Raw genomic sequence first — 21,021 nt, 5'->3', positions numbered from 1 at the left:
ATGTCCGCCTCCCCTTCCCTCACCACTCTGCCCACCGCCCGCGCCCCTGCCCGTCCGGCCTCGTTCGCCGCCCGATTCGCCAGGAACCGCGGGGCGGTGGCGGGCGCGATCGTCCTGCTGCTGGTGGCGTTGCTGGCCGCCGGCGCCGGCTGGCTGTATCCGACCAACCCGTTGCGCATCGTCGGAGCGCCCGAGATCTGGCCCTTCGAGTCCTGGCGTTATCCGCTGGGCACGGACTCCATGGGCCGCGACATCGCCGCGCTGATCGCGCATGGCGCGCGCGCTACCTTGCTGATCGGCCTGGTCGCCGCCGCGACCGCGACCGCGATCGGGGTCAGCATCGGCGCGGCCGCCGCCTGGTCCGGCGGTTGGATCGACGAAGTGCTGATGCGCGTCACCGAACTGTTCCAGATCATTCCGAACGTGGTCTTCGTGCTGACCGTCGTGTCGGTGCTGGGGCCACATATCGAAGCCATCACGCTGGCCGTCGGACTGGTGTCGTGGCCGCCCATCGCCCGGCTGACCCGCGCCGAATTCCTATCTTTCAAGGAACGGGAATTCGTGCAGGCCAGCCGTGCCGTGGGCATGAGCCCGCTGCGCATCGTCGCCGGCGAGATCCTGCCCAACGCGCTGCCCCCGGTCATCGTGATGTCGTCGCTGGTCGTGGCGGGCGCCATCCTGTACGAATCGGTCGTGTCCTTCCTGGGACTGGGCGACCCCAACATCGCCAGCTGGGGTCGGCTGGTCGGCGAAGGCCGCAGCCTGATCCGGTCCTCCTGGTACATCTGCGCCGTGCCCGGCGTCGCGATCATGCTTGCCGTGCTGTCCCTGAACCTGGTCGGAGACGGCCTGAATGACGCGCTCAACCCCAAGCTGCAAAAGCGTTGAGCGCCAACACTCCCGGAATTTCCCCATGACGCATCCTCTGAAGAACCTGGGCGACCTGGCGGACCCCAGCCGCCCCGCCGACCTGCCTGCCATCGTCGACCTGCGGGTCGCCGAGGCGCCCGTCCATTACTCGCATGGCGACGTCCGCCAACTGGCCGGCGGCGTCGCCGCGTGGCTCACGGCCCGCGGCCTGCCGGCCGGCTCGCGCATCGCCATCGCCGCCCTGAACCGCGCCGAATACCTGATCACGTATTTCGGCATCATGCGCGCCGGCTTCGTGGCCGTGCCGATCAATATCAAGCAGACGCAAGAGAACATCGACTATGTGATCCGCGACGCCGGAATTGCGCTGGCCTTTGTCGACAGCGCGCGCCGCGCCGCCTTCGAGGCCACGGTGCCGGTCGTGGACTTCGACGCCGCCGGGCCGCAGGGCTTCGCCGCGCAGATCCGTCCGACCGCCTTCGACACCGTCACGCCTGCGCATGAGGACGTGGCGCAGATGCTGTACACGTCCGGCTCCACCGGCAAACCCAAGGGGGTTCCGCTGACGCATGCGGGCCAGCTGTGGGCGCTGACCGCCACGTCCGGCCCTGCCGCCACGCCCGACCGCCAGGAACACTACCTGCTGGCGCAGCCGCTCTTTCACATGAACGGCCTCTTCATGGCCAAGCGCGCCTTCGCCAGCAATAGCCTGCTGGTGATCCAACCCGCCTTCGATGTGGCCGCCTATGCCGATGCGCTGGAGCGTTATCGCATCACCGTCCTGACTGCCGTGCCCACCATGTTCGCCAGGCTGGTCAAGGAGCCCGCCCTGCTGCGCGACCGCGACCTGTCCGGGCTGGCGCGCGTCATGCTGGGTTCGGCGCCCATGACCGTCGCGCTGTATGAACGCATCCAGCAGGCCTTGCCGCGAGTGCGCATCACCCATGGCTACGGCACCACCGAAGCCGGACCCGCCGTGTTCGGCCCGCACCCCGATGGGATCCCCACGCCGCCGCTGGCGGTGGGCCACCCGATCGATCCGTCCCAAGTCCGCCTGGCCGACGGCCCCCACCCCGATGAAGGCGTGCTGCTGATGAAGAATCCGGCCGTCTTGTCCGGCTATCACAACCTACCCGAAAAGAGCGCGCAGGTGTTGCGGGACGGCTGGTACTACAGCGGCGACGTCATGCGCCGCGACGCCCAGGGCTTCTACTACTTCGTGGGCCGCGCGGACGACATGTTCGTCTGCGGTGGCGAGAACATCTACCCCGTCGAAGTGGAGAAGCTGTTGGAGTTGCACCCGGACGTGCGCCAAAGCTGCGTCGTGCCCTTGGCCGACGAAGAGCGCGGCCAGATCCCCGTCGCCTTCGTCGTGCGCCGCGACGGCAGCGCCCTGGACACCGAGGCCTTGAAGCGCCATGCGCTGGCCCACGGCCCCGCCTACCAGCATCCGCGGCGCATCCGCTTCGTCGACGAGTTGCCCTGGGCCGGCACCAACAAGATCGACCGCAACGCCCTCCTGTTGCAGGCGCGCGCCCTGGAAGCCCGTCAAGCCTGGACCACGTATGAAACGGAGGCCGCATGAGCCACGCACCTGACAGCTTGGCGGGCAAGACGGCGCTTGTGACCGGCGCTAGCCGCGGCATCGGCCGCGCCATTGCGCTGGCCCTGGGCCGACGCGGCGCGCACGTCGCCGTCCATTACAACGCGGCCAGCGACGCCGCCGATGACGTCGCCGACCAAATCCGCGCCGCAGGGGGCCAGGCCTGGACGTTGCGGGCCGACTTGTCCGCGCCCGAGGCGGCAGCAGGCCTGGCCCGCGATCTGCGCCAGAGCTTGCTGGAACGCAACGGCGCAGATGGCCTGGACATCCTGGTGAACAATGCCGGCGTGGGCCTGCGCGCCCTCTTGGCCGACGTCACCCCCCAGGACTTCGACCACGTGCTGCAAGTCAATCTGAAGTCGCCGTTCTTCCTTATCCAGCACTGCCTGCCATTCCTGCTCGACAACGGTCGCATCGTCAACATATCGTCGATGGGGACCCGCGCCGCCTATCCGGAGATGAGCGTCTATGCGCCTGCCAAAGCGGGGTTGGAAGCGCTGAGCCTGCTGCTGGCCGCCGAACTGGGCGCGCGCGGGATCACGGTCAATGCCGTCCTGCCGGGCGCGACCAGCACGGACCTGAACCAGCGCGCGCGCGACCCGGAGATCAGCCAAGTCATCGCCAAGACGATTGCGCTGGGCCGCGTGGGCCAGCCGGAGGACATCGCGGACATCGTGGCGTTCCTGGCATCGCACGAGGGCCGCTGGATCACCGGGCAAAGCATCGACGCCACCGGCGGGCAGCGCCTGTAGTGCAACCCGAGGGGCTCTGACCGAGGACTGGAATGTGAAGGGCTTCATTGCACCTCCACCAACGACGTTACAGCCGTCAACCCTTGGGACGTCAGATTGGCCAGATGTCGATCAAAGTGACGCTCTCTTTGGTTCCAAGGACATGGCAATCGGGATCAGAGCCAGGTTTTGCGCATTCTCACTGCGTGGGAGAACTCCGTTTCAACGGCGGCGATAAATAGAAATCCAGAAGCTTCGTAGAATGATCGCGCTCGATCGCCAACCACGACGTGCAACGATCGAATTCCATGCTCTATTGCACGATGCTCGGCTTCGTTAAGCAGCCGCGTTCCCACACCCGTTCGCCATAGTTCGGGCGCGACAAACAGGTCTTCGAGTTCCGCCTCGGTGCCGGTACCGGGGACTACCGTTATGAACCCGACGAGCGTTCCATCTAGTTCGGCGACCATGGCGTAGGGTAGATGTGCAGCGGAAAACTGCCTCGCCTCTGGCAGGGCAAGCAACTCGTCAACATGATCGCCCCATGCCAACGCCGACCGCAACTTGAGTGCGCCAAGGGCATCGATGTCGTCGTTGTGCGCGGCTCGAATCAAGAGGTCCAAAGGAATTTTTACCTTATGCCGCCTTCGCGATCAGCTTCTCACGTTACACGCGCACGGCATCCCGGGCGCGGTTTCACACCGAAATCCATATCCAGAACGCCACAACGCCGCGCCATTAGACAGCGCGACGTTGTCACGTCGTGGCATCATCTTGCGTGACAGGCCCGTCGTCGCTTCAGACCTCGCCTTGCATCGCCGGCCTGGCCTTGACCGTGTTCAGCCATGCCTGCACCTTCGGATGGGCGGCCACCGGCGCACCCAAAAAGGCGGTGTAGCCGACCACCGACGCCACCACCAGGTCAGCCAGCGAATACTTGTCGCCCAACATCCACGGCTGGCGCGTCAGATGTGCATCCAGCAGCCCCAACAGGGAATCCAGGTCGGCGATGGCCCGCTCGGCCAAGCGGGCATCGCGGCTTTGCTCATCGCCATGGGCGACGACATGCAGACGCGAGATCACCGCGCCATAGGTCACGTAGGCCCACGTGCACCAAGACATGGCGGCCAGCCGCTGCGCAGTGCCGGCCGCGGGCCACAAGCCCTGCTCGACGCCCCAACGTTCACCCAGCCACAAGTGGATGGCCAAGGCTTCAAACAGCGGCGCACCGTCCACGGTCAGCGTCGGCACCTTGCCGTTGGGGTTCAAGGCCAGGAATTCCGGGCGGCGCTGCTCGCCGGCCCGGATATCCACCTTGACACGTTCGTGCGGGACTTGCAGTTCGGCCAGGGCGCAGGCGATGGGAGAGGCGCTGGACTGGGGGTACCAATAGAAAACGATGGACATGGACAAGCTCCGGATGGTGGGGAGTGCCGCGGCCCCATGGCCGCTGACGACGGACGAACTGTAGAATTCATTGCGGACAGTTTCCGCCCTCGATACGAATTACCGTCAACGCCATGCTTAGCTCCAGCAACCGCCTCCTGCGCCTGCTTTCCTTACTACAGACCCGCCGCCACTGGGCCGGCGCCGAGCTGGCGGAGACGTTGGCCGTGCATCCGCGCACGCTACGGCGCGACATCGACCGGCTGCGCGAACTGGGCTATCCCATTCAGGCCAGCAGCGGCGTCGCGGGCGGCTACGCCTTTCGCGCGGGCAACGCCCTGCCGCCCCTGCTGCTGGACGACGACGAGGCGCTGACGGTGGCCATCACCCTGCGCACCGCAGCGACGGGCTCGGTCGGCGGCGTGGAAGAAGCGGCGCTGCGCGCGCTGGTCAAGCTGGAACAGGTGATGCCCGCGCGCCTGCGCCACAAGCTGGACGCGCTGCGCTCGGCCATCGTGCCGCTGCCGCGCGGCGGCCCGGTGGTCGACGCGGGCCTCTTGGCCGCGCTGGCCGCCGCCTGCCGCGACCAGTTGCGCGTCAATTTTGATTACGCCGACAGCCGCGGCCAGCCCAGCACGCGCCAGGTGGAGCCACAAGGGCTGGCGCACACGGGGCACCGCTGGTACCTGGTGGCGTGGGATCCGGCGCGCGATGACTGGCGCACGTTCCGGCTGGACCGCATCACCGGGGCAGTGGCGCTGGGCGCGCACTTCGCGCCGCGTCCGCCCCCTGAAGGCGGCGATCTGCGGGCCTATGTAGCACGCGCGGTGGGCCTGGCGCCCAGTGCCGAAGAGGCCCGCATCGTGCTGCATGCGCCGCACGCGGCGATGGCCGCGCGCATTCCCGCGCAGGCCGGCCAGGTCGAGGCGTTGGACGATGGCCGCTGCCAGCTGCGCTGCACCGGCCAATCGCTGGAGGCGCTGACGTATTGGCTGCTGGCACTGGAAGTGGAATTCGATGTACTGGCCCCGGCGTCCCTGGCGCAGCGCTTTCAGATCGCGGGCGAACGGGTCGCCCGCATGCTGCAACGGCGCGATACCGCTACGCCGCAGCAGGCAGACGGCCCGGCGGCGAATGGCTAATGCTTCGCTGACCTGCTTGACCTGTTCGGCTTTGGCCAACTGCGGCATCACCCGCGACACATCGGCTTAATTAGTGTTGACAGGTCCTAGGGCAAGCCCCCGTGAAGGCGTAGCGGCCGGAAAGTCGACAGCACGTTGACACCCGTGTCGAAGGCGAATGAGTGTGGAACTGTAGCCCTATGGAAATCAACGACTTGAAAATTTCCCACAATCAGCTTTGGAACGCCAATGTCATTGAGTTTGGAATCTTGCAAAAAAAACGTGGTTGAGTTTGAAACTTAGGGCGAGCTAGGCTCAGCTACCGAACATCTCTAAGACGAAGCTTGATTCAGGCAAGGCTGCACTTCACGAGGTCGGTGCAGCTAGGGTTTTGAAGTGCAACACGGCCTATCATTGGACGATGCCCGAAGGATCCGTCGTCTGGTGCCCGTCTTCGCAAAAGAACCGCAAAGGTCTTGCCTGTTTCAGAACTTGATGGCTGCCATCACAAGGACTATCACTCACGAGAACCGGCACGACCGCGTTTCAACGTGTCGCTAGGCGATTCGCCAAATGCTTGGCGATAGTAGTGAGAGAAACGAGAAAGATGCCGGAATCCCCATTTGATGGCAGTGTCAGATACGGTGCGGTCTGCGGTACAAGCAATCAAATCGCGGAGCGCACCGTTTAGCCGAACGTTCATGAACCAGCGCCCTGGCGTCATGCCCACGCTGCGTCGAAAAATCAATTCAAGGGAGCGCAGCGTATAACCGCTACGCCGCGCGATCTCAACCACGGTGATATCCGAGCCCGCGCCGGAAATCGCTAAGCGTTCGCAGGCTGCGATCAGAGAATGGTGACGTTGCGCCGCCGACGATCGTCCGGACTTGCTAGCCGGCTCTGCGTCGAGCAATGCATCAACATAGCGATTCACAATAGACTCGCCCATCGCTGCCACTAAATCGGGCGCCATGCCTCCTGAGGCCTCAAGACGTCGCGCGACAGCCATGGCGTCATCAGCAAGAACAGTCAAGACGTCCCGTCCCCCCCGACACAATCGTACTGAGTGTGCGGTGTGTTTCGACATCTTCAGTGAACGCCCATTACGCGCTAAAGCAACTTGCTGTAGCCGGTCTTCGGAAACGGTGAAATTCACCCAGCGCGACGAACCGGATGCGTGATACAGAAGTTCCACGCCTGGAGGGTAAATCTGGATATCTTCCTCACCGATCAAGGCGGTGTTGTATCGCGTGACATGGCTGCCATCAGCCATGAATCCAATGCACACAGCATCTTTTGGCATACTGCCCTGCGCCACGACCGGGAAATCGTAACAACCAGATTCAAGTCTCAGATCGCCCAGATTGAGGCGCTGGTGCTCCATGGTTGCCAATTTAGACGACAGTAGGCGATGCTCAAACGTACCTCCGTAGACGATATCAAACGCCTGGGAGGGTTCAAAGCCGGAATAGACGTGTCGCATGTAAGTCGGCTGAAACGACATCGCAAATCCACCCCCAAGATTTCGCTTTTCGGATAGCAGTTCCGGCAGATTAGCACTACCTTTATTCCGAGCCTTCAAGCAAATTGAACCCATATGCTGCCCAAGCATCCACGCAAGAAGATGAGCCCTGCTGCCAACGCGCCAATCGATACATCCACAGTCCGCCCGCCGAAGCACGCTGACTGGTCGGCACTCGCCAAGCTTGTCCGCTATCGAGATGCAGAGACTGGGAACACGTGGTGCGGGTTCGGACGCCCGCCCAATTGGATTCGAGGGAAAGACCGCGAGCGATTTCGCGTTCGTTAGACTCCGATCATCCAAGATCTCCCACTCAAAAACAGATTGAATCCATGCAAAAAGGCGTGCCGCCTTGAGCGTTTTGCACGCCTGCTTTCGCGAGTAGTGAGATCGACGATATCGGGCCCGGTCAATCGGAATAACAGCTATTCTTTCGGATGATCATCCAATACCCGAGCTAACGCGCAGGGTGACGCAGGCGATAAGCAAGATTTCCAGCAAGGAGAAATCGATGGCTTTTCCAAGAACACGCAAAATGGCTGCCATGTGCGTAGCCTCACTCAGCATCGGCGCTACCATCGCCGCGCCTTCCCAGGCCGAAACCGACCGTTTTGAATCGCTTGCCAATTCGCCCTTCAAGCAGAACCGGCCCACAGCCGGAACCGCCAAAACGCTGACCGAAGAACTAGTTTTTCAGCGCGCAACACAGACATACCTCTGGGCCATGCCGCTACTGAACACCATGGGCATGCGGGACGGCTTCGCTGCGTCGTATCCACCTACGTACAACACTATGGCGATCTGGGAAAAGCGCCTGGATGCCAAAACCCTCATCACCACACCCAACTCCGACCTTATCTACGGCATGGTGTTCGTCAACCTTGCCGATACTGGGCCGCTGGTGTTCGAGGCACCTCCCAAACTGCAAGGTATTCTGCTCGACTTCTGGCAGCGGCCCATACCTGTTGACGGTGGCAAGTATTTTGGCGACCTCGGATTGCCCGGTCCTGATGGGGGAAAGGGTGGGAAGTTCCTGATCTTGCCGCCCGGCTATAAAGGCGAAGTGCCCGACGGATATTATGTCTACCGTTCGGCCACCAACAATGTCTTTATATTCCTGCGCTCGTTCTATCAAAGCCTCGACAACATCCAACCAGCAGTGGATGTCCTCAAGCAATCGGTACTCTACCCATTGGGCAAGCGGGACAGCGCCGAAAAGATGAAATTCTTCGACGCCTCGGGCAAGGCACACAACATGCTGCCGCGCTCCGACGCCGACGCGTTCCAGCAGCTCAAGTACCTGGTGGACACCGAAGGCGACAACCTCGCCGATCCCGATTGGCTCGGCATGCTCGCTGGCCTGGGGATCGTGAAGGGAAAGCCGTTCGAGCCGGACGCCCGAACGAAGAAGATCCTTTCTGCCGCCGCGAAGACGGCTTACAAGACCAGCCGCGTCATCGGTCTGCAAGGAAAGTCTGGCGACGCGGACTTCCGTGTGTATGGCGACCGGCAATGGTTGAATCCCGTCAACAATATGGCCGCGCGATGGCCGGATGCGCTGGTCGACCTGAGTTTCACGTCACGTGCGAGCGGGTACCGGGACATCGATAGCCGAGCATGGTTCTTCACGGACTACTACTCCATCAGCCCGGGCATGGTGTCGATGACCCCAGGCAAGGGCGCCTACTACATGATCGCGTTTAACGACAAGGACGGTAGGCCATTGGTCGGTGCAAACGGCTACAAGATCACCCTGCCCGCGAACATCCCCGCCGAACTGTTCTGGTCCGTTACGCTCTACGAAGCCGAGAACGCCTCGGGGCTCGCCAATGGGCAAGCATTCCCCTCGCTCGGCAAGCTCAACAACCCGAAGCAAAACGCAGACGGCAGCACCACGCTGTACATCGGTCCAAAAAGTCCCAAAGGCGCGGAGCATAACTGGCTGGCAACCGCCCCGACACGTGGCTTCTTCGCCATCCTGCGCCTGTACGCTCCATCCCAGCCGGCTCTGGACGGCAGCTGGAAGCCGGGCGATATCGAGCGAGTCAAGTAGCCACCGCGTCCGCGCGACTTCCTACAACCAGGAGCCTTCCCCATGAGAGCCACCAAATCGATTCTTGCGGCCGCAGTGATCTCGATGTTCTCGGCAACCGCGCCTGCGCAGCAAACCATGCCGGTTCCGCCTGTGAATATGACCACGCCGCCACTGCGCGACGTCATCGTCACCAAAGAATACGTGGAAGCGGTCGGGCGCATGGCATATCTTTGGGGCTGGCCGCTCATCAACGAGCGGCACCGCCATGACTCCTTCAACAAAGCCCCCGAGCCAGGTTTGCTTGGTGGCGTGGTGCCGGTTGGCCCATCGGGCTATGTCGGATTGCTGACGGACTACATCGCGCCTGAACAACGCTTCGTCACTTGCCCGAACCAAGATGTGGTCTACGGATTCGGTTTCGCCAAGGTCGACAAGGAGCCCGTCATCATCCAGGTGCCCGACTTCGGGACTCGCTACTGGGTCTATGCACTCTACGACGCGCGCACAAACAGCTTTGGCGGACTGGGCAAGCAATACGGCACGAAGCCTGGCATCTATATGGTGGTGGGACCGAACTGGAAGGGAAAAACACCAAAGGGCGTTACCCAGGTCATTCACGCGCCGACGGACACCATCGGCATGGGGCCGCGCATATTCATGGATGACACGGACCAGGACCGCAAGGCGATCCAGCCTCTGCTCAGCCAGGTCATGGTCTACCCCTTAAGCAAATTCACGGGTAAGTCGCAGACAAAGGACTGGTCGAAAGTGCCAAAATTCCCGGCCGAAGATCAAGGCCAGGGAGAAACCAAGTGGGTCAACCCAGAGACCTTCTTCGACGAACTGCCCGACGTGCTCCGCGAAGTGCCGCCGCTGCCCGGAGAAGAGGCCTGGTATGCACAGATGAAGGTTGTGCTTGACGCTGCGGCGAAAAGCTCGGCTATCAAGGACCAGTTGAGGGCGCTGGCGATCGATGCGGAAAAAACGCTCATGGGGCCGATATTCGAGTTCCGCAACAATGGCATCGCTGTCGGCGATGGCTGGACGACGGCGCCTAACGGTGGCCGCTTCGGCTACGACTACCTCACCCGTGCCGCCATCGCCCGATCCAACATGTACGTGAACAGGCCTGAGGAAACGCGCTACTTCTATCTGGATGTGGACAGCGGGGGCCAACTGCTCAATGGCGCAAATCACTACACGGTGACGTTCAAGACACTTCCGCCCGTCAATGGCTTCTGGTCGCTTACCGTCTACAACGAGCATCACCTCTTCGAGCCGAATGCAATTAATCGTTATTCGCTAGGCACCAAGAGCAAGTCGCTCAAGCGCAACGCGGACGGCACGCTTACGCTTTATGTGCAGGCGGAATCTCCGGGGCCAGACAAAGAATCCAACTGGATCCCCACCCCAAAGGGCAAGTTCTCGCTGTATCAGCGCAACTACTGGCCCAAACAGGAGATTCTTCAAGGGAAATGGACGCCACCCGCAGTCGTCAAGGCCAACTGACAGTTGGCATCGAGACTGCGCGAAATTGATCGCACGCATTACAGGAAGGAGCACGCCAATGATTGCGAAGCAATCCCTTGCTTTGGCCTGCCTAGTCGTTTCGCTCTCGGCAGGCTCGGCCGTCGCGCAGGATACCGTCAGCGTCACGAAGCAGAATTTCTCGCAGGCGATGACGGACCTTGCGATGCAGAAGGAGTTTTCGCAAGGCGCCGACAATACTTGGAACCACCACCGAAAGCCGATGCCTCTTGATGAGCAACCGGCGCCGCTGATGAACCGGGACACCGTCTATTCCTTTGCCATTCTTGATGGCGGTGGGGATGTCGCGATCACCCTGCCAGAGAACGACGGGCGTTACATGTCCCTGCACGTGATGGAGCACAACCACGTGACCTATAAAGTGTTCTATGGTCCAGGCCGCTATGTCATTCCCGCTTCGAAGACCACCGACTTTTTCTACGCAAATGTGCGAATGCAGGTCAACGCGGCGGATCCGGCTGACGTGAAAAAGGTGAACGACTTCCAGGATCGGCTGAAAATAGAGTTTCTGAACAGCTACAAGCCCAAGTCGTTCAAGGCCACGAACTGGAACATGGCGGAGTTCGAAAAGCTGCACAAGATGTACGTGGCCGAAGCACAGAAACAGGGAGTCACGGGCACTATGAGCACGGTGGCTCATCCCGTCTCCATGGAGGCACGCAATCGCGGCGCAGCAATCGCGACAGGGCTGCTTCCCGACAAGGACGCCGTCTACCTGACCGCAATGCACAAGGTCGAAATGGGCAAGACCTACAAGGCGACCTTTGCCGTGCCCGCGATGAGTGACCCTAAGCTTGGCTTCTATTCAGTGACGGTCTATGGCGACGATCAGTACCTGAAGACGGACAAAGGCTCGACGATAAGCAACAGTGAAATCAAGTTGAATCCGGACGGGAAAACGTTTGACATCTACTTCGTGGCAGAGAGCGAGTATGGCAATGGCAAACATGCCAACGAACTCATCGTTCCTACCGCGCCTTTCTGGACCTGCACGCGCATCTACATGCCGGGTGAGTCCGTGGTCAAAGGTGCATACAAACTGCCGAAATTTGCGAGTTAATCGTGGCGTCCAATAGGCAGCTCCCGGCACGCGCTCGCAGGTTGCAGGTTGGACGCCACCTCGCATTGCCAACATGTGCACACGAGAATATGCCGCGCAGGCCGGGTAAAGAGTGATCATCCAGGGGAAATGGGCTCCACCCGCGGTCGTCAAAGCCGATTGAAAGCTCATGTCAAGACATGGGACGGGTGCCTGCAACCAAGGAACATGCCAGTGATTACGAGCCATTCTCCCTACTTGGTCTGCCCGGCCCTTTCACTATCGATGGGTTCGCGTGTCATGCATATCGCACAAGGTTCTGCACCCAAGCGATCTCGTAGGGCTATCTCGCAGCGCGGGCGGGCGGGCACATCCCGATCGTCAAGCCACCTGGCGCACGGGGCCTTTGCGATAGTTCTTGCCATCGGGGCAGTCCCGGCCTGGGCTGCGGACAGCGCAGACCTTGCAAAGCAACTCAGCAATCCCGTTGCCGCATTGATCAGCGTTCCTTTCCAATACAACTACGATCGCGGCATCGGGCCTAACCATAGCGGCCACCGAGATACAGTGAATATCCAACCTGTCGTTCCAATCACGTTGAACGCTGATTGGAACTTGATCTCCCGGACTATCTTGCCAGTAACGTGGCAACACGACGTCACGGGCGACGGATCGAGCCAGAGTGGATTGGGCGACACCGTCCAGAGCTTCTTCTTTTCGCCAGCCAAGCCGACCGCGGCGGGCACCATCTGGGGACTTGGCCCCGCCTTGTTGCTGCCGACCGCGACCGATAGTCAACTTGGCGGGAAAAAATGGGGAGCCGGTCCCACAGGCGTGATATTGCAACAGAGCGGACCATGGACCTATGGGGGATTGGCCAACCATATCTGGTCTTATGCGGGCCAATCGTCTCGACCCGGAGTGTCGTCTACGTTCTTACAGCCCTTCTTGGCATACACCACTCCGGATGCAATCACCTATGGGCTAAACACCGAGTCGACATACGACTGGAAGAAATCGGAATGGTCGGTACCGATCAACCTCCAGGTTTCTAAAGTGGCCAAGATAGGCGATCAGCCCGTCAGTTTCCAGGTCGGCCTGCGCTACTGGGCGGAATCAGCTGAAAACGGCCCAAGAGGTTGGGGCGGGCGCTTCACGGTCACACTCTTGTTTCCTAAATAAGTCCGGCGGGTGTGCGCTCGTAGACGAACGCGATGCAGCACTTTGGCCCTAATGGTTCATTGAGCTTGGATGCTGATTGGGTCCATCACATCGCGAGGTCCCATCCCAGTCCGCCTGGCCGACCCTACAACGGCTGTGAGCTGGACGCGATTGACCAACGACGGCCACCGGCCAGAAGCGGACGTACAGAATCAATCACCTTCGAGGAATCTCTTTTCGCCCTGAGCTTGACACGCGAAATCGGACCTCCATAGACGAAATCCGGCTGAAGGCCGCGCCAGTGCTTGCATATCGGAAATTGCCGATTTCCAAACTGGATGACGCAAATCCCCAGTTAGATGAATTTCGACAATTATCGGGACGGCCTCACCCCCAAAATATGTAACAGCGCCGCTCCCCCCCTTGAACCCCAGAACATCATCCCTATAATTAGCACTCGACACCGGTGAGTGCTAACAGCGCTCCCGGGGGCTAACCGATCATTCACTTTTTAAGTAAACAGGAGTTCCACATGGCCTTGCGTCCCCTGGGCGATCGCGTGATCGTCAAACGCCTCGAAAACGAGCGCAAGACTGCCTCGGGTATCGTCATCCCCGACAGCGCCGCTGAAAAGCCTGATCAAGGCGAAGTCGTGGCCGTCGGCCCCGGCAAGAAGACCGAAGAAGGCAAGATTCTGCCGGTCGACCTGAAGGCTGGTGACAAGGTTCTGTTCGGCAAGTACGCCGGCCAGTCCGTGAAGGTTGATGGCGAAGAACTGCTCGTCATCCGCGAGGACGAAATCCTCGCCGTGGTTCTGTAAACCCCGCCTCAAACACGAATTTTCGAAGGAAGCTAAGAAATGGCTGCCAAGCAAGTATTGTTCGGTGACGACGCCCGCGTGCGCATCGTCCGCGGCGTGAATGTTCTCGCCAACGCTGTTAAGACCACCCTGGGCCCCAAGGGTCGCAACGTCGTGCTGGAGCGCTCGTTCGGCGCCCCGACGGTGACCAAGGACGGCGTGTCCGTCGCCAAGGAAATCGAACTGAAGGACAAGTTCGAGAACATCGGCGCACAACTGGTCAAGGACGTTGCCTCCAAGACCTCCGACAACGCCGGTGACGGCACCACGACCGCCACCGTGCTGGCTCAAGCCATCGTCATGGAAGGCCTGAAGTACGTTGCCGCCGGTTTCAACCCGATCGACCTGAAGCGCGGTATCGACAAGGCTGTCGCCGCTGCCGTGGCTGAACTGAAGAAGCAATCCAAGCCGGTCACGACCAGCAAGGAAATCGCTCAAGTCGGTTCGATCTCGGCCAACAGCGATTCGTCCATCGGCCAGATCATCGCTGACGCGATGGACAAGGTCGGCAAGGAAGGCGTCATCACCGTCGAAGACGGCAAGTCGCTGGAAAACGAACTGGACGTCGTCGAAGGCATGCAATTCGACCGCGGCTACCTGTCGCCCTACTTCATCAACAGCCCGGAAAAGCAAGTTGCCGTGCTGGAAGATCCGTTTGTCCTGATTTTCGACAAGAAGATCAGCAACATCCGTGACCTGCTGCCCGTGCTGGAACAAGTTGCCAAGTCGAGCCGCCCCCTGCTGATCATTGCAGAAGACGTCGAAGGCGAAGCGCTGGCCACCCTGGTTGTGAACAACATCCGTGGCATCCTGAAGACCACCGCCGTCAAGGCTCCGGGCTTCGGCGACCGCCGCAAGGCCATGCTGGAAGACATCGCCATCCTGACGGGCGGCACGGTGATCTCCGAAGAAACCGGCATGTCGCTGGAAAAGGCCGGCCTGGCTGAATTGGGCCAAGCCAAGCGCATCGAAGTGGGCAAGGAAAACACGACGATCATCGACGGCGCTGGCGACAGCAAGTCGATCGAAGCGCGCGTCAAGCAAGTGCGCATCCAGATCGAAGAAGCCACGTCCGACTACGACCGTGAAAAGCTGCAAGAGCGCGTGGCCAAGCTGGCCGGCGGCGTTGCCGTGATTCGCGTTGGCGCTGCCACCGAAGTCGAAATGAAGGAAAAGAAGGCCCGCGTTGAAGACGCCCTGCACGCTACCCGCGCCGCAGTGGAAGAAGGCGTTGTGGCTGGCGGCGGCGTTGCACTGCTGCGCGCCAAGCAAGCCATCGCTGACCTGAAGGGTGACACGCCTGACCAGAACGCCGGTATCAAGCTGATCCTGCGTGCTGTGGAAGAGCCCCTGCGCACCATCGTCACGAACGCCGGCGAAGAAGCCAGCGTCGTGGTCAGCAACGTGCTGCAAGGCAAGGGCAACTACGGCTACAACGCTGCAACCGGCGAGTACACCGACCTGGTTGAGCAAGGCGTTCTGGATCCCACCAAGGTGACCCGTACCGCCCTGCAAAACGCTGCTTCCGTTGCCAGCCTGCTGCTGACGGCTGAAGCCGCCGTGGTCGAACTGGCCGAAGACAAGCCCGCTGCTCCGGCCATGCCGGGTGGCATGGGCGGCATGGGCGGCATGGACTTCTAAGTCCCGCTTCCCTTGCGTGGCCTCCCCGGCGTCAAGCCGGGGAACGCAGTATCCCGAGAAACCCCCGGACCTTCGCCCCGGGGGTTTTTCTTTGCCTGTTGTTTCCAACTCGTCGCCGCCGGGGCCAGGCAAACACCTTTGCGCACAAACTGATGGTTTCGCCGTGGCGTATGCGTCCCTACAATAAAGGGCCCAACGACCGAGCCCAGACCCATGCGCCTTCCCCAGAGCCTGCGAGCCTTGCGTCCGTCCGAGATCGGCGGATTGCTGATGGACTCCGCCAACCAGTGGTCGAGTCATCGCGCCTCCAGCAAAGGCGCGGCACTGGCGCTGTATATGGTGTTTTCACTGGCGCCCATGCTGATCCTGGTGATCGCGGTGGCGGGCGCTTTCTTTGGCGAGGACGCCGTGCGCTCCGAGCTGTTTGCGTCGCTGCGGGACTTGACCGGCGAACGCGGCGCGGAAGTGATCCAGACCGTACTGGCCAGCGCCCATGAATCGGGTGGCGGCTGGATTGCCGCGTTGATTTCGATTTTTGTGCTGATCTTCAGCGCCACGACGGCGTTTGCCGAACTGAAGGCCAGCCTGGACGATTTGTGGGAAGTGCCGCCCAACCAGAAAGGCGGCATCCACGGCATGGTGCGCAGCCGCATGCTGTCGTTTGGCCTGGTGCTGGTGCTGGCCCTGTTCCTCTTGATCTCGCTGACCGTGAATGCCGGCCTGGGTGCCGCGCGCAAGTTCTACGGAGACATGTGGATGGCATCCACGTTTGCCACGGTGGCGGACTGGCTCTCCAGCCTGTTCTCGTTCTCCGTGGTGGTGGCGCTGTTTGCCGTGATCTTCAAACTGCTGCCCAGCGCCAAGATTTCCTGGAAGGACGTGATTCCCGGCGCTATCGTGACAGCCGCGCTGTTTTTGGTCGGCAAGTGGGGCATCGGGGTGTACTTGAGCCGTGGCGCGGCCGTATCCGCCTACGGCGCGGCGGGTTCCCTGATCGCGCTGCTGCTGTGGATCTACTATTCCGCGCAGATTTTCTTCTTCGGCGCGGTATTCACGCGGCAGTTCGCGCTGCGTTTCGGCGACGCGACCCCGCCTGCCGCCTCGGCCGCCCCTTCAGCGGAATCCACGCCGACGCCCGACGCCTGATCCGGCGTCAGGCTGGATCTTGCTGTTCCAGCCCCGCCATCAGCCGCAGGCACTTCAGGAATACTGGCCGCAGTTCTTCCGGGATGGGGGCCAGCACCTGGGCCTCTACCTGGGCATCCTGCGGCAAGATGCGCGCCAGCAGCGCCACGCCTTCATCCGTGATCTCCAGCGCATAAGCGCGGCCGTCCTCGACAGAGCGCGTACGGCGCACGTAGCCTTTGGCGGTCATGCGCGCCATCATTTCGGCAAAAGAGTTGCGATCCAGCGCGATCAATTCGGCGATGCGGTTCTGCGTGGCGCCGGGATTCTGATAGACGGTGATCAGCAAGGCCTTCTGGCGCGGCGTCAGGTCTTCGTCTGGAAACGCTTGCGTGAACAGGGCTTCGGCCCGGAAATGCGCCCGGCGCAGCAGGTGCGAGGCGACCTGGGTCAGATCGAAGGCTTGCAGGACGCGGGGCGCGGCCGCGACGGGGCGGGCAGTGGCGGTCATCGGGCTTCCATGGGTTGTGCCTGACGATTGTAGGCGTTGGCGTTCTCGAAAATGCGCATTGACTTGGTGCCGAGCGGTGCCTATGATCCGGAAATATAGTACGTATACGTATTTATTAACACCTGATCCGCACACTATTCAAGGGGCTAGCTCGTGACGATCCGCCAACTGCGCAACTACATCGACGGCCGCTTTGAAGATGGCACGTCCACATTCGACAAGCACAACCCGGTAGACGGGCAACGCATCGCCCAGGTCCACGAGGCCAGCCGCGAGCAGGTGAACCGCGCCATCGCCGCCGCGCACCGGGCGCTGCCGGCCTGGGCTGGCTTGTCCGTTGAAGCACGCACAGATCACCTGCTGGCGTTGGCCGACGGCATCACGCGGCGTTTCGACGACTTCCTGCAAGCCGAGATCGGGGACACAGGCAAACCTATCAGCTGGGCCAGCAAGATCGACATCCCGCGCGGCGCGGCCAATTTCCGCGCCTTTGCGGAACTGGCCCGCACGCTGGACATGGAAAGCTACATGACGGACACCCCTGACGGCAGGCAGGCGCTGAACTACGCCTACCGCAAGCCGTTGGGCGTGGTGGGCGTGATCTCACCCTGGAACCTGCCCCTGCTGCTACTGACCTGGAAAGTGGCGCCCGCCCTGGCGTTCGGCAACACGGTGATCATGAAGCCGTCGGAAGTCACGCCCAGCACCGCCACACTGCTGGCGGAAGTGGCCGATCAAGCTGGGCTGCCAGTTGGCGTGCTGAACCTGGCACACGGCTTCGGGCCAGACTCCGCAGGCGAATTCCTGACCACGCACCCGGACATCGACGGCATTACCTTCACCGGCGAATCAGCAACCGGCGCCGCCATCATGCGGGCCGTCGCACCGGGCGTGAAGCCGGTGTCATTCGAGCTGGGCGGCAAGAACGCCGCGTTGGTGTTCGCCGATGCAGATTTCGACGCGGCAGTGGATGGCGTCACGCGGTCGGTGTTCTCGAACTGCGGGCAGGTCTGCCTGTGCACCGAACGTGTGTATGTGGAACGCCCGATCTACGAACGCTTCGTTGCCGCGCTGGCGGCGCGTGCGCGCGATATGCGGATCGGCTGGCCCCTGGACCCGAACACGGAGATGGGTCCGCTGGTGTCCCGCGAACACCGCGAAAAAGTCATGTCGTACTTTGCGCTGGCGCGCGAAGAAGGCGCCACCGTGGTGGCTGGCGGCGGCGTGCCGGTATTTGGCGATGCACGCGACGCAGGCGCCTATGTGCAGCCCACCATCTGGACCGGGCTGAAAGAGGATGCCCGCTGCATCAAGGAAGAAGTGTTCGGCCCGGTCTGCCACGTGGCGCCGTTCGATACCGAGGAAGAAGCCATTCGCCTGGCCAACGACACACGCTACGGACTGGCCGCCGCGGTCTGGACGCAAAACCTGACCCGCGGACACCGCGTGGCGCAAGCCATGAAGGTGGGCCTGGCATGGGTGAATTGCTGGTTCCTGCGCGACCTGCGCACCCCGTTTGGTGGCAGCGGGCTGTCTGGCATTGGCCGCGAAGGCGGTCGCCATTCGCTGCATTTCTACACGGAACCCACCAACGTCTGCATCAAGCTCTGATCCCCTCCACGCAAAGGAAAGCACGATGACCCAGCCCAACGTCAGCGCCACCGTCGTCGCCGGCAAGGCCACGCCTCGCGGCAAGTACCCCCACATCAAACGCGCCGGCGACTTCCTGTTCGTCTCCGGCACCAGCTCGCGGCTGGCCGACAACCGCATCGCAGGCGCAGAAGTCGATGCCATGGGCACGACCACGCTGGACATCCGCGTGCAGACGCGCGCCGTCATCGAGAACATCAGCGACATTCTGGCGACCGCAGGCGCCACGCTGACCGATGTGGTCGAGATCAGTACTTTCCTGGTCAACATGAACGACTTCGGTGGATACAATCAGGTCTACGGCGAGTTCTTCGATGCCGATGGCCCGGCGCGCACCACCGTCGCGGTGCATCAGCTGCCGCACCCGCAATTGCTGATTGAGATCAAGGCGGTCGCCTACAAGCCGCTTGCACGCTAGCCCCCGAAGCTACGTGGCAGGCAGATGATGGGCGACGGTATTTCACGTTCACACCGGGAACAGGATGACGGCTCGCGGCGCACCGCCCGGGCCGCCGCACGCATGTCGAACTTTCGCATCACGCCCAACGCGCTTAGCCATAAGCTGAAGCTGCATCAATTGCAGATTTTTGAGCGCGTGCTGGCACGCCGTTCACTATCGCGCGCGGCCAGTGAACTGCACCTGACCCAGCCCACCGTCACCAAGGCCATCCACGACCTGGAAGCCTTTTTCGGCGCCACCCTGTTTGAACGCTCGAACCGGGGCGTCACGCCCACGGAACTGGCCATGGTGCTGGGGCGCCGGGTCCACGCCATGATGGCCGAAATCCGCTACATGGCCGATGACATCGACGCGGTGCTGGGCGGCGCCAGCGGCCACGTCGTTGTCGGTACCCTGATCGCCGCATCCGCCAAACTGTTGCCCGAAGCCATCGCGCGGCTGATGACCGAACACCCCGGCATCCAGGTCACGGTGCGCGAAGGCCCATCCGCCCAACTGCTGCCCGCGCTGGCCACCGGCGACGTCGACATCGTTGTCGGCCGCCTGCCCGGCGCGGACATGGCCTCCATTTCGGGCGTGGCGGTGGACCACCACAAACTCTACCGCGAAGCGCTGTGCCTGGTCGTCGGCGCCCAGCACCCGATGGCCAAGGCGGCATCCGTGTCGCTGTCCGATCTGATCGACCACATCTGGATCCTGCCCGCTCCGACCTCGCCGTTGCGCGCCGCTGTTGAACGCACGTTCTTCGATGCCGGCCTGCGCCTGCCGGCCCGCCATGTCGAATCACTCTCGCTGCTGACCAACATCGGCGTGCTGATGCATAGCGACGCCCTGGCTCTTATCCCTTACGACGCCGCCGCACAATTCCTGTCCATGGGCCTTCTGGCCCGGCTGCCCACCAACGTCTTCGGTGACTTCGGCGACGTCGGCTACTCCATCCGCGCCGATCGCCCGCTGACCCCTGCGTGCCAACGGCTGGTGGACTATCTGAAAGCGATCACGGCGCAGCGCACGCCGACGGAAAGCCTGTAGGCCAGGCAAACGCCGCGCCAGCGCGTCAGGTGCCTGACGCGCTCGTACATCTTCTACGGGAAACCCCGCGATAGATAGCCTGCATACCCAGGCCCACAATTTCTATTGTGCAGCGCCCCCCTGCCCCGCCTAGACTGCATCCATCAAGTCCCCCTCGGAGACCCCCATGCCCGCCTACGGCCCGCCGTTGAATTTCCAGCGCTGGATCCAAGACCACGCCCACCTGTTGAAGCCTCCCGTTGGCAACCAACAGATCTGGCAAGACGCGGACTTCATCGTCACCGTCGTTGGCGGCCCAAACCATCGCACTGACTATCACGATGATCCGCTGGAAGAATTCTTCTACCAGATCCATGGCAATGCCTGGTTGTCGCTCTGGGTGGACGGCAAACCTGAGCGCGTGGACCTGAAGGAAGGAGACATCTTCCTGCTTCCGCCCCACGTGCGGCATTCGCCGCAACGCCCGGAAACCGACAGCGCCTGTCTGGTCATCGAGCGTCAGCGCCCGATGGGCCTGCTGGACGGTTTTGAATGGTATTGCCCGCATTGCCGCCATCTGGTGCACCGCGTGGAAGTACAGCTAAAGAGCATCGTCACCGACCTGCCGCCGCTGTTTCAAGCGTTCTATGACAGCGCCGAACAGCGCACTTGCCCGGCGTGCGGAGAGATCCATCCCGGCAAGGGCCACGCGCCCGCCACCCAAGCCACCCCTGCCTAGTTGCCTTGC

General features: G+C 62.0%; 20 protein-coding genes. 16 read left to right on the top strand and 4 right to left on the bottom strand.

The window, feature by feature from the left end; translation table 11 throughout:
• From HV753_RS14695 to HV753_RS14685, 3 genes are read left to right on the top strand one after another with little or no spacing between them, the layout of a single operon-like run.
• Positions 1-888 (top strand): ABC transporter permease, encoded by an 888-nt coding sequence (locus tag HV753_RS14695; protein ID WP_175175209.1) that lies wholly within the window; start codon positions 1-3, stop codon positions 886-888.
• Positions 889-913: 25 nt separating this feature from the next.
• Positions 914-2,455, top strand: coding sequence for a class I adenylate-forming enzyme family protein (locus tag HV753_RS14690; RefSeq protein ID WP_175175208.1), 1,542 nt, complete (start codon positions 914-916; stop codon positions 2,453-2,455).
• On the top strand, positions 2,452-3,225 hold the full coding sequence (locus tag HV753_RS14685) for an SDR family NAD(P)-dependent oxidoreductase (protein WP_175175207.1): 774 nt from the start codon (positions 2,452-2,454) through the stop codon (positions 3,223-3,225). The genes HV753_RS14690 and HV753_RS14685 overlap by 4 nt, the downstream gene beginning before the upstream one ends.
• Before the next feature lie 155 nt (positions 3,226-3,380).
• On the opposite strand, the gene HV753_RS14680 is transcribed toward HV753_RS14685, so the two are convergent.
• The gene (locus HV753_RS14680; RefSeq protein ID WP_175175206.1) at positions 3,381-3,827 is read right to left on the bottom strand and encodes a GNAT family N-acetyltransferase; all 447 of its coding nucleotides are present in this window, start codon (positions 3,825-3,827) and stop codon (positions 3,381-3,383) included.
• Between the two features lie 175 nt (positions 3,828-4,002).
• Complete coding sequence (locus tag HV753_RS14675; protein WP_175175205.1) at positions 4,003-4,611, bottom strand: glutathione S-transferase family protein; 609 nt, start codon at positions 4,609-4,611, stop codon at positions 4,003-4,005.
• Positions 4,612-4,724: 113 nt separating this feature from the next.
• On the opposite strand from HV753_RS14675, the gene HV753_RS14670 reads away from it, so the two are divergent.
• Positions 4,725-5,732 (top strand): helix-turn-helix transcriptional regulator, encoded by a 1,008-nt coding sequence (locus HV753_RS14670; protein WP_175175204.1) that lies wholly within the window; start codon positions 4,725-4,727, stop codon positions 5,730-5,732.
• A gap of 496 nt (positions 5,733-6,228) precedes the next feature.
• Here the strand turns inward: HV753_RS14670 and HV753_RS14665 are convergent, their stop codons facing one another.
• The gene (locus HV753_RS14665) at positions 6,229-7,194 is read right to left on the bottom strand and encodes a helix-turn-helix transcriptional regulator (protein ID WP_246288277.1); all 966 of its coding nucleotides are present in this window, start codon (positions 7,192-7,194) and stop codon (positions 6,229-6,231) included.
• Positions 7,195-7,308: 114 nt separating this feature from the next.
• Between HV753_RS14665 and HV753_RS31400 the strand changes: the two genes are divergently transcribed.
• From HV753_RS31400 to HV753_RS14625, 8 genes are all read left to right on the top strand, one after another.
• Positions 7,309-7,521 carry an H-NS family nucleoid-associated regulatory protein gene (locus tag HV753_RS31400; RefSeq protein ID WP_175175202.1) on the top strand — a complete coding sequence of 71 codons (213 nt, stop codon included), beginning with the start codon at positions 7,309-7,311 and terminating at the stop codon, positions 7,519-7,521.
• A gap of 223 nt (positions 7,522-7,744) precedes the next feature.
• Positions 7,745-9,286 (top strand): DUF1254 domain-containing protein, encoded by a 1,542-nt coding sequence (locus HV753_RS14655; protein WP_246288276.1) that lies wholly within the window; start codon positions 7,745-7,747, stop codon positions 9,284-9,286.
• 42 nt (positions 9,287-9,328) lie between these two features.
• Complete coding sequence (locus tag HV753_RS14650) at positions 9,329-10,777, top strand: DUF1254 domain-containing protein (protein WP_175175201.1); 1,449 nt, start codon at positions 9,329-9,331, stop codon at positions 10,775-10,777.
• A 58-nt stretch (positions 10,778-10,835) separates the two neighbouring features.
• Complete coding sequence (locus HV753_RS14645; RefSeq protein ID WP_175175200.1) at positions 10,836-11,876, top strand: DUF1254 domain-containing protein; 1,041 nt, start codon at positions 10,836-10,838, stop codon at positions 11,874-11,876.
• Positions 11,877-12,155: 279 nt separating this feature from the next.
• A complete protein-coding gene (locus HV753_RS14640) occupies positions 12,156-13,037 on the top strand; it encodes a transporter (RefSeq protein WP_246288275.1) in 882 nt (293 codons plus the stop codon).
• Positions 13,038-13,548: 511 nt separating this feature from the next.
• Entirely contained in the window at positions 13,549-13,836 is a 288-nt protein-coding gene (groES, locus tag HV753_RS14635) for a co-chaperone GroES (RefSeq protein ID WP_054423089.1), read from the top strand.
• A 39-nt stretch (positions 13,837-13,875) separates the two neighbouring features.
• The gene (groL, locus tag HV753_RS14630) at positions 13,876-15,516 is read left to right on the top strand and encodes a chaperonin GroEL (RefSeq protein WP_169271334.1); all 1,641 of its coding nucleotides are present in this window, start codon (positions 13,876-13,878) and stop codon (positions 15,514-15,516) included.
• Positions 15,517-15,729: 213 nt separating this feature from the next.
• Positions 15,730-16,662, top strand: a complete 933-nt coding sequence (locus tag HV753_RS14625; protein WP_175175199.1) for a YihY/virulence factor BrkB family protein — start codon at positions 15,730-15,732, stop codon at positions 16,660-16,662.
• A 7-nt stretch (positions 16,663-16,669) separates the two neighbouring features.
• Here HV753_RS14625 and HV753_RS14620 read toward each other — a convergent pair whose 3' ends face one another.
• Entirely contained in the window at positions 16,670-17,152 is a 483-nt protein-coding gene (locus HV753_RS14620) for a MarR family winged helix-turn-helix transcriptional regulator (protein WP_175175198.1), read from the bottom strand.
• Positions 17,153-17,305: 153 nt separating this feature from the next.
• Here HV753_RS14620 and HV753_RS14615 point away from each other — a divergent pair, with 153 nt between their 5' ends.
• The 4 genes from HV753_RS14615 (at position 17,306) to HV753_RS14600 (ending at position 21,012) form a co-directional block, all read left to right on the top strand.
• Positions 17,306-18,763, top strand: a complete 1,458-nt coding sequence (locus HV753_RS14615; protein WP_175175197.1) for a 2-hydroxymuconic semialdehyde dehydrogenase — start codon at positions 17,306-17,308, stop codon at positions 18,761-18,763.
• 25 nt (positions 18,764-18,788) lie between these two features.
• Positions 18,789-19,220: a RidA family protein gene (locus tag HV753_RS14610; RefSeq protein WP_175175196.1), complete on the top strand. Its 432-nt coding sequence runs from the start codon at positions 18,789-18,791 to the stop codon at positions 19,218-19,220.
• A gap of 27 nt (positions 19,221-19,247) precedes the next feature.
• Positions 19,248-20,294, top strand: a complete 1,047-nt coding sequence (locus HV753_RS14605; protein WP_175175456.1) for a LysR substrate-binding domain-containing protein — start codon at positions 19,248-19,250, stop codon at positions 20,292-20,294.
• A gap of 166 nt (positions 20,295-20,460) precedes the next feature.
• Positions 20,461-21,012 (top strand): 3-hydroxyanthranilate 3,4-dioxygenase, encoded by a 552-nt coding sequence (locus HV753_RS14600; RefSeq protein ID WP_175175195.1) that lies wholly within the window; start codon positions 20,461-20,463, stop codon positions 21,010-21,012.
• Positions 21,013-21,021 lie beyond the last annotated feature (9 nt).

Origin of the sequence: Achromobacter pestifer, assembly GCF_902859625.1 — a bacterium.
Classification (GTDB): Bacteria; Pseudomonadota; Gammaproteobacteria; order Burkholderiales; family Burkholderiaceae_B; genus Achromobacter; species Achromobacter pestifer.
The sequence above is the reverse complement of the archived record's forward strand: the minus strand, read 5'-3'. Positions and strand labels throughout refer to the sequence as shown.